The organism is Bacteroides sp. AF25-38AC (assembly GCF_003602995.1).
GTDB lineage: Bacteria > Bacteroidota > Bacteroidia > Bacteroidales > Bacteroidaceae > Bacteroides > Bacteroides uniformis.
The window spans coordinates 120,201-133,199 of sequence record NZ_QTMD01000008.1; the positions used below are offsets into that span (position 1 = coordinate 120,201).

At 43.4% G+C, this 12,999-nt stretch carries 8 protein-coding genes; 5 read left to right on the plus strand and 3 right to left on the minus strand.

The window, feature by feature from the left end; translation table 11 throughout:
• Position 1: 1 nt before the first annotated feature.
• The 3 genes from DWY55_RS07585 to DWY55_RS07600 all read right to left on the minus strand — a co-directional run bounded on the left by DWY55_RS07585 (position 2) and on the right by DWY55_RS07600 (position 2,378).
• Positions 2 to 931, minus strand: coding sequence for a ThuA domain-containing protein (locus DWY55_RS07585; protein WP_039162911.1), 930 nt, complete (start codon positions 929 to 931; stop codon positions 2 to 4).
• Positions 928 to 1,422, minus strand: a complete 495-nt coding sequence (locus DWY55_RS07590; protein WP_008665232.1) for a hypothetical protein — start codon at positions 1,420 to 1,422, stop codon at positions 928 to 930. Before DWY55_RS07590 ends, DWY55_RS07585 begins: the two co-directional genes overlap by 4 nt.
• A gap of 377 nt (positions 1,423 to 1,799) precedes the next feature.
• The gene (locus DWY55_RS07600) at positions 1,800 to 2,378 is read right to left on the minus strand and encodes an RNA polymerase sigma-70 factor (RefSeq protein WP_022401932.1); all 579 of its coding nucleotides are present in this window, start codon (positions 2,376 to 2,378) and stop codon (positions 1,800 to 1,802) included.
• Positions 2,379 to 2,515: 137 nt separating this feature from the next.
• On the opposite strand from DWY55_RS07600, the gene DWY55_RS07605 reads away from it, so the two are divergent.
• The 5 genes from DWY55_RS07605 to DWY55_RS07625 all read left to right on the plus strand — a co-directional run bounded on the left by DWY55_RS07605 (position 2,516) and on the right by DWY55_RS07625 (position 12,998).
• The gene (locus tag DWY55_RS07605) at positions 2,516 to 3,529 is read left to right on the plus strand and encodes a FecR family protein (protein ID WP_117680908.1); all 1,014 of its coding nucleotides are present in this window, start codon (positions 2,516 to 2,518) and stop codon (positions 3,527 to 3,529) included.
• Between the two features lie 235 nt (positions 3,530 to 3,764).
• The gene (locus DWY55_RS07610) at positions 3,765 to 7,166 is read left to right on the plus strand and encodes a TonB-dependent receptor (RefSeq protein WP_117680916.1); all 3,402 of its coding nucleotides are present in this window, start codon (positions 3,765 to 3,767) and stop codon (positions 7,164 to 7,166) included.
• A gap of 12 nt (positions 7,167 to 7,178) precedes the next feature.
• Positions 7,179 to 9,170 carry a RagB/SusD family nutrient uptake outer membrane protein gene (locus DWY55_RS07615; protein ID WP_005831973.1) on the plus strand — a complete coding sequence of 664 codons (1,992 nt, stop codon included), beginning with the start codon at positions 7,179 to 7,181 and terminating at the stop codon, positions 9,168 to 9,170.
• Positions 9,171 to 9,195: 25 nt separating this feature from the next.
• Positions 9,196 to 9,912 carry a DUF3823 domain-containing protein gene (locus DWY55_RS07620; protein WP_005831972.1) on the plus strand — a complete coding sequence of 239 codons (717 nt, stop codon included), beginning with the start codon at positions 9,196 to 9,198 and terminating at the stop codon, positions 9,910 to 9,912.
• 71 nt (positions 9,913 to 9,983) lie between these two features.
• Positions 9,984 to 12,998, plus strand: coding sequence for a glycosyl hydrolase family 28-related protein (locus DWY55_RS07625; protein ID WP_117878393.1), 3,015 nt, complete (start codon positions 9,984 to 9,986; stop codon positions 12,996 to 12,998).
• Position 12,999 lies beyond the last annotated feature (1 nt).

A 12,999-nucleotide genomic window follows, 5' to 3' on the forward strand; every position in this document is an offset into this window, starting at 1 on the left:
TTCAGTGTTTGGTTTCAGGGTAAGCATGAAAAGGAGCCTTGAACTCCGGACGTAATGTATAAGTATCCTTCAGTGGGAAATCTGTGGGAACTTCTTGGGTGACGGCACCGGTGGCAGCCCATTCGCATCCCCGGAGTAAAGTCACCTGGAAACCGGTGCAGCGCATGGAGTAAGTCATGTTCGGGTCGTTGCCGCAGTGCCCCAGGAGGTCGACGAATATGCGCCCTTTCCCGTAGCTTACTGTCCACATCAACGGTTCATGCCGTCCGCGTTCGTAGGCGGTTGCCAATATTTCCATGTTTCTTACCGGACCGCGTAGGCGGGTATATATCTCGTCCTTGAAGTGTTTCCATTGAGGAGGCAATCCTTGCAGGATAGGATGATGGGGGGCGCGGTGTTCTATGACGGTTTCGTGCTGCAAGCCGTGGTAGCCGGCATACCCCGGAGAGTAGTCGTAGACGTATTGTCCGTCTTTCCAGTACAGATACGGACCGTCCTTTTCGTTTCGTCCGTCCCATGCCCCCATGCCTATTATCTCGTTGTATTCTTTCCAGTCGGCCATCGGGACGACGGAAGAATGTATCACTACCACACCGCCTCCATCGGCAACGTATTTCTCGAAATTCTTGCGTACGGGCTCTGTCCATGTAGCTCCGCCGTAGTTGATGACGATTAAATCATATTGGTGGAAATCGGGTTTGAAGGTAGCGATGTCTCCACCAAAGTCGGGTGTAAAGGCGAAGTCCACTTTGAACATTCCGCTGTTTTCCAATATCTGCTTCATGGCTTCGCAGGCGCCTTGCCAGTAATGGCTGCCGTCCTGCCCGGCTATCATCATGGTTTTGATTACTTTCTTTTGCTGTGCGTGTGTGTGCGAGGCAGCTCCTATATAAATAAGGAGTACCAGGATAAGTGTCAGTCTTGTTTTCATTTTCCGGAAGATTTAAAGTTTTTGCCAGTAGGGTTCCATTCTATACGGTCGTAGCAGCGTGTGGTGCGCAGATTGTAACCTTGTTCGTCTACGCTGAACTTTCCGTCTTTGAAGTAGGATATGTAGAGCTCGGAGATGCCGTCCTTGTTGCGGTCTTCTACAAGGAGATTGTACTTGTCGGTGACATAAATCTCGTCGGAAATGTATTGTATTTCTTTGGTATAGTTGTCTACGATTGCATAGTAGGCCTTGAAAAGGTCGAAAGTGGGGTAGTGCCCGTTGTCACGTCCGAAAAGCATTACTTCTTCAAGGGCATCGTCCCCATCCATATTGGCAAATACGGATTGCTGAAAGGAAAATCCCGGTTTTTGTACTTGTGGAGGGATATTGTCCCATCCTTCCTGATGGGCTGTCACTGAAAATTGCGCTTGTGCATGGATGACGTACACCAGCGCCGACAATAGGATAATCAGTTTTCTCATTGCGTGCATTTTGAGGTTATGATAATAATAGGGTTACTTCTTGCTTATATGACCGGTGGCCCGGAGTTTTCCCTAACTTTTTTTAGAATAATTAATGAACACGGGATGTATAGGGACTTAGTGCCTCTCCCATCAGGACTGAACCGGTCTGACCCGTATACTGAGAGGTCATAACATCCGCATCCTTTCCATTAAAACACCCGGATGTTTTTGGGTAATACACCCAGATGTTTTTGGGTAATACATCCGGGTGTTTTGGGTGAAAACATCCCCATGTATTTGGGTAAAACATCCGGATGTTTTGACCTCTCAGTTCTATACTCTTTAGGGCTAAGTCCCGGTGTGTAGCCGACAAGGTATAGGGGACGTTCCGCTTATGTATGGTCTTAATGCGAGGTGAGCAGGTGCATCAATATCAGTGGCAGATAATCTTTCAGCTTGACCCTTAAAATCTTCAAAGCCTGCTGGATGCGGTAGTCTACCGTTTTTGGGGAAACGTTGAGTAGTTCGGCAGCTTCCTTGTAACTCAGATTCTGGAAACGATGCATGATGAAAGCTTCCCTATAAGTAGGCGGCAGTTCGTTGATGGCCCTTTGTATATGCTTGCTTAATTCGTTGATTTGATAGATATCCACCTCCTGCAGCATGGCGAACATTCGTTCATAGTAAGCGGTGTCTGCCCGTTGCTTCACTTCATTTTGGGCAATCCGGGTCATGCAACGATGGTAGACAGCCTTGAACAGATATTGCTTGAGCGAATATTCGATAACGGGTCTTTCTCGGTTTTCCCAAAGCCATAGCATGACGTCCTGAACAATCTCTTCTGCATCTTCCAACCGGACAAAACGATAGCAGTAGGTGCAGAGCACTGAATAGTACTTTTGAAATAACACATCAAAAGCACTTCTATCTCCTTTTTGTATGGCGGATAATAAAGATGTATCTTCTAATGGTATGTTTCTCATAGGGTGGGGGTTCATTATTGTTGGGCAAAAATAGCTTTTTTTCCTATTATAATCTAAGTATATAAAATATTTTTAGTTTTTTGTTTAGGAGTTCTTTTCACCCGTTTGTCTTTAGATTAAAGCTAGCAATAAAAATTATGGTAAAAAGAGAGGGAATGGAGAACCTGCTTCTCAGGTATTATGAAGGAGAGACAACGGAGGATGAAACTGCTCTGATAAAGGAGTGGCTGGAAGCATCGGAAGAGAACCGCAGGACAGCCCGCCAGATTCAGACACTCGGTCTGGCGGCGGACATGGCGCAGATTTCATCCAGGCTGGATGTAAAGAAGGCCTTGGAGGATGTACATCGTAAGATGAAACAGAAAAAGGTCAATAGGTATCAGGTATTATTTAGAGGGATGCAACGGGCGGCCGCCATTTTATTCATCCCTTTGATGGTATCGTGGTCTATCCTTTATTGGGACAAGGATAAAGAAGAGATACATATGATGGAAGTCAGGACAAATCCGGGAATGACTACTTCTGTCGAATTGCCGGATGGAACGGAAGTCGTTCTGAACTCGTCGTCGTCGTTGCGCTATCCTTCCCGGTTTGCCGATGATAAAAGGGAAGTGAAGTTGGTGGGTGAAGCATTCTTTTCTGTCGCAAAAGATGAAAAGAAGTTCATTGTCGGCACGCTGAACAATTCCAAGATAGTGGTACATGGAACGGAGTTCAACGTAGAGGCTTACAAAGGGAGCAGGACGGTACAGACCACTTTGGTTTCGGGTAAAGTCAGTTTCTCCTATGTGAATAACGGCAGGAGGAATAATGTAATGATGATGCCGGGGCAAAAGGTTATTTATGATATAGTGCGGGAAAAGGTCGTTGTGAAAGAAGTCAATGTAGACGTGGAAACATGTTGGAAGGACGGACGTTTGATTTTCAGGAACACTCCGTTTGAAGATATATTGAAGAGTTTGAGCAAAAGATATAATGTGGAATTCATTCTGAAAAAGGCTTCATTGAAGCAGAATTCCTTTACGGCTACATTTACCAAACAACGTTTGGAGCGAATATTGGAGCACTTCCGAATATCCTCGAATATTCATTTCAAGTTTGTTGAAGATGGTGATGTGGATGCCGAGAGACAGGTAATAGAAGTTTATTAACCCTTTAAAAAGTAGTATGATGAAACACAAGTCCGTTTAGAAAAACATGCAGGAAAATGTTGGCGCATTTTCCTGCATGAAACACAGTAACTTTTAAATATCTGTTTGGCGACAGATAAAGTAACTTTATTTTTTCACTAGAAATCAATACAAAATTATGAAAAAACACTATTGTATCCAATCATTTAGGGCAAAAAGTGTCCTGATGAGATGCATGAAAAAAATTCCTCTTGCTATGAGATGCACATTATTTATGTTGTTTTGTTTGGTTGGTATGACTTTTGCCAATGAAGGTTATGCTCAAAAGACAATGGTAAACATTGCTCTTGAAGACAAGACCGTTGATGAAGTACTGACAGAATTGGAACAGGGTACTGAATTCGTTTTCTTCTACAACAACAAGCAGATTGACGTTAAGCGCCGTGTATCGGTCCGGGCAAATAACAAAACCATATTCAAGGTTCTGAACGATGTATTCAAAGGAACCAATATAGGCTATAAGGTATTGGACCGTAATATAATCCTTTATGATAAAGCTGTAGGAGCTGATGGGGTACAGATGGCTTTGCAGGCTGCGACGGTGAAAGGTTCTGTGGTCGATGCAACCGGTGAACCGGTGATTGGTGCCAGTATCTTGGTGCAGGGAACTACCAACGGTGTCATAACAGACATTGACGGTAATTTCATTCTGACCAATGTGGGCTCTGATGCTACTCTTATAATAAGCTATGTAGGTTATAAGACACAAAACATAAAGGTTGCAGGCCGAAATTCGTTCAAGATAGTTTTGGTAGAAGATGCTGAGATATTGGATGAAGTGGTTGTTGTAGGATATGGTGTACAGAAGAAAGAATCACTGACCGGTGCCATTGCAGCCATTGGTGCTGATGAAATAGCTACGACCAAGACCGAGAATCTGATTAGCAATATTCAAGGTAAGATGCCGGGACTATTGATTCGCCAGAAAACCGGAGAGCCGGGAACTTTCGACAATATGGTGAGCATTCGCGGTTATGGTGACCCGTTGGTGGTAATTGATGGTATCACGCGTGAAGGTACTGAAGAACTTGCACAGCTGAATTCTGAGGATATAGAAAGTATCTCTATTTTGAAAGATGCTTCTGCCGCTATTTATGGTATGAATGCGGCTAATGGCGTAATCATTGTTACTACCAAAAAAGGTGTGGCCGAAAAGACCAGAGTATCTTACTCGGCATTGTTCGGTATGAAGAATGCCACGGGTATGGAAGAAACGGTAGATGCTTATACTTATCGCATGTTGGCCAATGAAAGGGCACGTAATGACCAGGCTGCCCCTGAATACACTGACGATATTCTGGAACTGTATAGAACCGGGGCTAAGGGTTATACAGACAATAACTGGATTGACATGTTTATGAATAAACTGGCGTTCCAGCAATCGCATACTGTTTCTGTGAGAGGCGGAACGGATAAGGTGAAATATTATGTGAGCTTCGGCTATAATGGCGATAATGGTTTGCTGAAGAGTGGTATCCAATACTATCATAGATATAATCTGAGAAGTAACCTGACTGCAGAGCTTACGAAAGGGCTGAAACTGAATGTGAATCTGTCCGGGCGTTGGGATGAAACCCAAAGGCCGAGAGAGGATTTTATGTGGACTTTTAAGACTTTGATGGTTAATGACCGTGGTATCGGTACTCATACGATTAATAATCCCAATCATTTGTCTGCAATCGGTCCTGAAAACAAGAATCCTTTTGCGTTGGTTGATCCGGATATAGACGGTTATCGCAAGAACAGAGGCCTGACGTATTCTGCCGATGTGGAATTGAATTGGCAAGTTCCTTTTGTAAAAGGGTTGGCATTGAGTCTTTTGGGGTCATTTGACGGTAACAATCGTAACAACTCTTCTTTAAATCGTTCTTATCCGTTGTATGATTATTATACAGATGCGCCTGCCGGTACGGGAGGTAGTACTGATGCTTATTCCAATACGATGAGAATATATCAGAAGATTTATGGTAGGTTGCAGGCTAATTATATGCGTTCTTTCAATCAGCACAATTTGAATGTGACAGCTGTGGCAGAGTTGAGCAGTACACGACGCGATGAATTATCCGGTTCCCGGCAATATTCAGAGTTATTTACTAATGATATTTTGAATCAGGCAAGTCCGGGTACAGCTACCAATTCAGGGTATCGTAGTTTTGGCCGTTTAGCAGCCTATCTGATGCGTGCGAACTATGATTATGCCGGTAAATACTTGTTGGAAGTAGTAGGGCGTTATGATGGTTCTTATCGTTATGCTCCTTCTAAGCGTTGGACGTTCTTCCCGTCGGTAAGTGCCGGATGGCGACTTTCGGAAGAAAGTTTCATCAAGGACAATTTGCCGTTTATTACTAATTTGAAAATCAGGGGTTCTTTTGGGCAAAGTGGATATGATGCCGGTGATCCTTTCCAATATGTATCTGCTTATAATTCAGCTTCTAATGGTTATGTTTTTGATGGTGCCAGCCAGATTATGGGTATGGTAGCTCCTGGTGTAGTGACTGACCGGCTTTCTTGGGTTACATCTTCTATTTCCAATGTAGGTCTGGATTTTGACTTATGGAACGGTAAGTTGAGTGGTACTATCGAGTGGTTCAATCGTAAGAATGAAGGCATTTTGGCCGACCGTGCACAATCTGCTCCTGATACATTTGGTGCAAGTTTCCCGAAGGAAAATCTGAATTCTAACCGGAACCGGGGTTTTGAGATTGAATTGGGACACAGAGGACAAATCGGTAAGGACTTCTCATATTCAGTAAGTGCTAATTTTACGTATGCCCGTGAAAGAAGTCTGCATGTGGAACATGCAGAATATACCAGTTCTATGGATAGATGGCTGAATGGAAAGGAAAACCGTAACAGTAATGTGATGTGGTTGTATAAATACGATGGCCAATATACTTCTTTGGAACAGTATGAAACGGCTCCTTTGATTGGTGGGAACTTGGGTAACTCTAAGATGCTTCCGGGTAGTTACAGATTGCTTGACCTGAATGGTGATGGTAGAATTAACAGCAGTGACCGTGTTCCGGAGTTTTGGGCAACCGGTGCAAATCCTCCTATCCAGTATGGGTTGACTTTGGCGGCTTCTTATAAGAATTTTGATCTCAATATGCTGTTTCAAGGAGCTTCCGGTTACTCCATCGGATATGCCAATGATGATGTTTGGGGATATGGTGGCAAGACAAATAAATCTTATTTAATTGCGAAATATGTAGATCGTTGGCATCCTGCAAATATAACAGATGATCCGTATAATCCTGCCACACAATGGGTAGCCGGCTATTATCCGGCATTACGCCACAATTTCTCTAATACTTCGGATAATGGTAGTAGATGGAATTATGGTATTTCCGTTTGGCTTCCGCAAGCTACTTATCTCCGTTTGAAGAGTATGGAGATCGGTTACAATCTGCCAAAATCATTTATGAAAAGAATCGGGTTGAACAGTGCCCGTATCTTTGTCAATGGTTCAAATCTGCTTACGTTCTGTAACAAGGCTTTGAAGGATGCTGACCCCGAACGTGAGGAAAGGGATTGGGGAGCCAACTTGGCATATCCGTTGATGAGAACTTATAACTTTGGGTTAAACATAAACTTTTAATTCTGAAATACCATGAAAAAAAATATTTTATCGATATTCTCATTATGTGCATTGATGGGATTGTCCGGTTGTAATGCCTTCTTGGAACTTGAACCGCTGGATAAAGTGTCTCCCGATCAGTTATTGGAGACAGAAGGTGGTGTAAAGGCACTATTGGCAAACATATATACCATGATTCCTATGGAAGATTTTAATTATCGTCCGAACGCTGGTTTTAATCAACGCGGTTATGATGGTGTGAATGAAACTACTAATTTGGCATTTCTTACCGACGAAGCTACCCGTAGTGACGGAGGAGTGGATATAGGTTACGAAGGATTCAATTATTGGCCCTATGGAGATATTCGTCAGGTGAATATTTTTATGCAGAATGTAGAAAAAGCCAAAGAAGCAGGAACAATTTCTGTTGCAGATGCGGATCGTATGACTGGTGAAGCCCATTTTGCACGTGCTTATATGTATTATGGGCTTGTAAAAAGATATGGAGGCGTTCCTCTGATTGACAAAGTGCAGGACGATGATTATGCCGATGGTGGACCGGGCGCTGTGGCAGTTCCCCGCAGTACAGAGTTGGATACTTGGAAATTTGTATTGAATGAGTGCACCCTTGCTGCTGCTACTTTGCCCGATGCGACTTCTGGTTCGGATTTGTATCGCGTAACCAAGTGGGCAGCTTATGCGTTGAAGTCAAGAGTTGCACTTCATGCAGCTTCTGTAGCCAAGTATTGGAATCTGGCACCTTTGGCTGGTGAAGCTGTCACTCAGAAACTGGTGGGTGGAATGACTTCTGCCGATGCCGATGCATTCTATAAAGAATGTATTGAAGCATCTAAGTCCCTTATAGAGAATTCCGGTAAATCTCTTTATAAGCCTGCTCCGGCTACTGTTAAGGAGGCTGCATCAAACTTCCAGGCCTTGTTCCTGAATGACCAGAATGAAGAGGTCATTTTCAGTAAAGCGTATCTTAATGGAACAACCAATACTAATCAAGGACATAGCTATGCTCAGTTTAATATCCTTCCTCAAGTCAATCCGGGCGCTCTGAAATATGGACGTTTCAATCCGATGTTGGAAATCGTTGATTTGTTTGAAGATTATACGGATGACGGCACGGGAAAAAGTGCAAAGATTGTAACTCGTACGGATGGGAATGAAGATGCTTATATCCCTAATTTCCATAATATGAATAATGCTTCTGTAGTGAACACCTTGATGTCGGTACCTTTTGTTAAATATAACGATTTGTATGAACCGTTTGCCAACAAGGATGCACGTCTGTTGGCAAGTGTGGTTGTGCCGGGTTCATCTTATGCCGGCACTGAGATTATTATCCAGGGCGGATTTATTAAGGACAATAATAGCTATGTGGCTTATTCAAACGAGTCTACTCAGAAAAATGGAACAACATATTATGCTTTAGGAGCCGAAGGTGAAACCATGTTCTCTGGATTTAATAATGTGAACAGTGGTGAGGATGCTAATTGGACTGCTACAGGTTTTGGAGTTCGTAAGTATATGCCCGAGGGCGAGAGCATGTCTCCCGACCGTCTTTCGTCCACTACCTCTTATATTGATATGCGTTTGGCAGAAGTCTACCTGAATTATGCTGAGGCTGTTGTGGAAAATGGTAGTGGATTTGGCGATAAGGAATTGGCTGAGAACTATTTGAATGCTTTGCGACGTAGAGCCGGACATACCGACCGGATATCTTTGACATTAGAGAGTGTTTTGAAGGAACGTCGTGTGGAGATGGCGTTTGAAGGAAAGCGTTTTTGGGATATGAATCGTCGTAGGGAATTCCATACTGAGTTCAGCAATAATAGAATTCGTAAAGCTTTGGTGCCGATGCTTGACTTGCGTGGTGCAGAGCCTAAATATGTCTTTGCAAGGGTGAACTACTTTGGTGACGAAACAAGAGGAGGGCGTACTTTCCAGAACATCAACTACTATAGGGGCATACCTAATATTGCCACGAATGGTTTAGTTCAGAATCCAGGTCATTAATTTGAATAATATTAAGTAGAAAGTTATGAAAAAGATATTGTTATTTGTGTCATGCTTCTTATTTGCATTGACATCTTGTGAAATTGATAATTATGAGGGACCGGATGCTTCCATACATGGTTCTATCCTTGACGAACAGACAGGTGAACTTGTAGGTTCCGATATGGAAAACGGTAATGCAATTAAAGTGAGGGAGCATGGATTTACTAATGCTACGGATCAAACCTGGTATATCACAAATACCGGAGAATATCGTAACAATATGGTTTTTGCTGCCACTTATGATGTTCGTTTTGAAAATGGGAATTTTTATCCATTTGAAGTGAAGGATTTTGTTGTTAAGTCAGGGGATAATGTGTATGATTTCAAGGTTATTCCTTATATTCGCGTCAAAAGTCCAAAAGTAGAAAAGAATGGCAATGTAATTACTGCTACATTCTCGTTGGAAGCTGGTAAACAAGAAGTGAAATTGAAAGAGATTCAGTTGTTTGCTTTTTCAGATATGTGGGTAGGTAACAATGTGAAATTGACGTTGAATGGAGGGACTGATAAGCAAGTGTTTAGTCCGAGTACTGCTATAAATAGCGCTGATATTTATACATTGTCCATCGATCTGGGACAAAATGCTGATGTCTTGAAATACAGCAAGAATTATTATTTCCGTATTGGCGCTCTGGCTGATGTTTCGGGTGTGGGCACTGTACGGCATAATTATGCGCCGGTAGTAGTTATAAAATTGTAATTTATAGCAGAGGGAGACGTTCTGCTTGACGGCAGAACGTCTTTTTTTATCCATACATTAAAAATAAGACCATGAAGAAATTGAACACGATTATTTTAATTTTGCTGGGGATGATATGTACTCAGTTGTATGCTGTACAATTGAATTCGATTTATCCTCTAAAACCCAATGACTCCGAAGCTTTTTATTTCACTCCCGAGAACTATCCTATAAAGGCGGATGGAAAGATGGATGTATCGGATGCTTTGCAGGCAGCGATTAATCAAGTGAAGAAAGAAAAGAATTTCGGAATCCTTTTTATCCCTGAAGGTAAATATAAAATCAGCAAGACCATTTATATTCCTACGGCTATTCGTTTGATTGGCTATGGAAAGAATCGCCCGGAATTTATTCTGGCTAAGAATTCTCCGGGTTTTCAGGAGGAAGTAGCTGATGATAAAGGAAAAGCTAAATACATGTTCTGGTTTACGGGAGCCGTTGTCAAGGAAGGTGAGAAACCCCGTGATGCCGGTGCCAGTACGTTCTACAGTGCCATGTCGAATATCAACTTGCGCATAGAAGATGGTAATCCGCATGCAGTGGCGCTACGCACACACTTTGCCCAACACAGTTTTATCAGTTATGTGGCCGTATACATAGGTAAAGGCAAGGCTGGTCTGTTCGATGTGGGCAATGAGTTGGAAAACGTTGCTTTTTACGGGGGAGATTATGGCATTTATACGACAAAAGCTTCTCCCGGATGGCCGGTAATGATGGTCGACTCTTATTTTGAGGGACAACGTGTAGCTGCTCTTCGTTGTCAGGAGTCCGGTTTGGCAATGGTGAATCTGTATGCCAAGAATGTTCCGGCTGTATTTGATATTGACCCTAATTATTGCGACAAGTTATTTTTGGAAAACAGCTATTTTGAAAATGTAAGTGGTCCGGCAGTGGTGATTACCAACGAGAACAACAGCAACAATCAGATAACCTTTCGCAATGTATATTGTAAGAATGTACCGACCTTGGCGAAATATACCCGTAGCAATACGGCCACCCATGTTTCTCATAAAATCTATAAGGTAAAGTCATACGACCACGGCTTGCAGATGGATGACATGGTGGATATGCCGGAATATGAAACGTTGGTTGATATTGAACCGATACAGAAGATGCCGGTTGCCCAACTGATGGACATCCCTGCACTGCCTGCAATGGCAACATGGGTAAATCTGCGCGAATTCGGTGCAAAGGGAGATGGGGAAACGGATGATACGAAGGCCATCCAGGAGGCTATTGACAAGTACGATAATATCTATGTGCCCCAGGGCTGGTATCGCATTACCGAAACTTTGAAGATGAAGCCCGATACCAAGTTGATAGGCCTGCATCCTTTTGGCACTCAGTTCCGGCTGGACGAAAGTACTGCTGCATTCAGTGGTTTTGGCGGTCCGAAAGCGATGGTGGAATCTTCGGAAGGCGGTGCAAATATGCTGATGGGCATTGGTATCAATACCGGCGGTTATAACTATCGTGCTGTAGGTGTGAAGTGGATGGCAAATGCAGATTCTTATATGAATGACGTGAAGTTTGTAGGCGGGCATGGCGGTTTATGGAAACCTAAACCGGGTGTTGAGGAACCACGTGGCCGGTGGAACAGACCGGCTCGTATCAGTTCTCCCGATAATCCGGTAGCGGCTTCGGGCATGGATCTTGCTTGGGACAACCAGTATTGGAGTCTGTGGGTGACCAACAACGGTGGTGGCACCTTTAAAGATATCTGGACAGCAAGCACATATGCCACCAATGGTTTCTATGCCAACAATACTTCTACTCCGGGGCGTATCTATGCCATGTCCATCGAGCATCATGTAAGAAATGAAGTACGTTTCAGCAAGGTGTCCAACTGGAAGGTGTATTGCATGCAAACCGAGGAAGAGAGCCGCGAAAGTACCGATTGCCAACCGATAGAGATGGACGACTGCAAAGATGTGACCTTTGCAAACTTGTATATGTTCCGCGTTATCCGTGTCAATGAACCGTATCACAGTTCTGTACGTATCCGCAATTGCGAGAACATCGCATTTCTGAACCTGCATAACTATTCTCAGATTACATATACGAATAACATTGCAGTGTTCGATGTCAACAAAGACATTGACATCCGCCCGTGGGAACTTTCTCGCTTGATTGTAACCGGAAAAGAACCTCATCAGCAATCGTTAGGCAATGAAATAGGTAAGGTGAACCAATTGGCTTCCGATTTGGAATTTGCCGAAGGCATTGCGCGCGACAGTAAAGGTAACATTTACTTCTGCGACCATCGGATGCGTCGTATCTTTAAGTGGTCGGTAGAGACAAACAGCTTGTCGCTGCTGGCAGATTTCCCGTGGAAACCCTCCAACCTGGCTTTTGATTCAGAAGATAATCTATTGGTATTGTTCAGATATGATGCGCAGCCGGGATATCTGATTAATGGTAAGCCGGAGGAAATGCCGGTAATGCCTGATACAAAAGGTACTTCTTTCAGCGGATATGGTAATTCCGCATATACAATGAGAGTCTACTCCATTGACCCGGAAAATCCGGAAGAGACCATCAAACTGTTGCCGCGTGTTCCGATGGGTCAAGTGAAGAACGTGTATAAGGCTCTTTATCCTTCTAACCGTTGGAGAGACTTCCACGATTTCAATGCGGTGTCGGTCTATGTTCCTGAAATGTGCTTCCTGGCACCGGATGGAAAAACTATCATTCCTCATTATTTCGACTTGTCACGTAGTTCTTCCCTGCTGGAAGCCTATCCGGGAAAGCCTTTCTATACATCTGATGAATATGACCGCAGAATGGTGAAGATGGATGTGGCCAATGACGGCACGCTCTCCAACTTGAGCTATTTTGTGGAGCAGGGCGAATTTGGTTCTGCTGTAGATAAGGAAGGGAACTTGTATGTGGCTGACGGAGAAATATATGTATTTGATAAGGATGGCAAGAAGAAAGGGATGATTCGTGTTCCCGAACGTCCGTCCACATTACAGTTTGGCGGTAAGGATGGCAATACATTGTTTGTCACAGGCCGTTCCAAGTTCTTTGGTGTACGTATTAAATAAG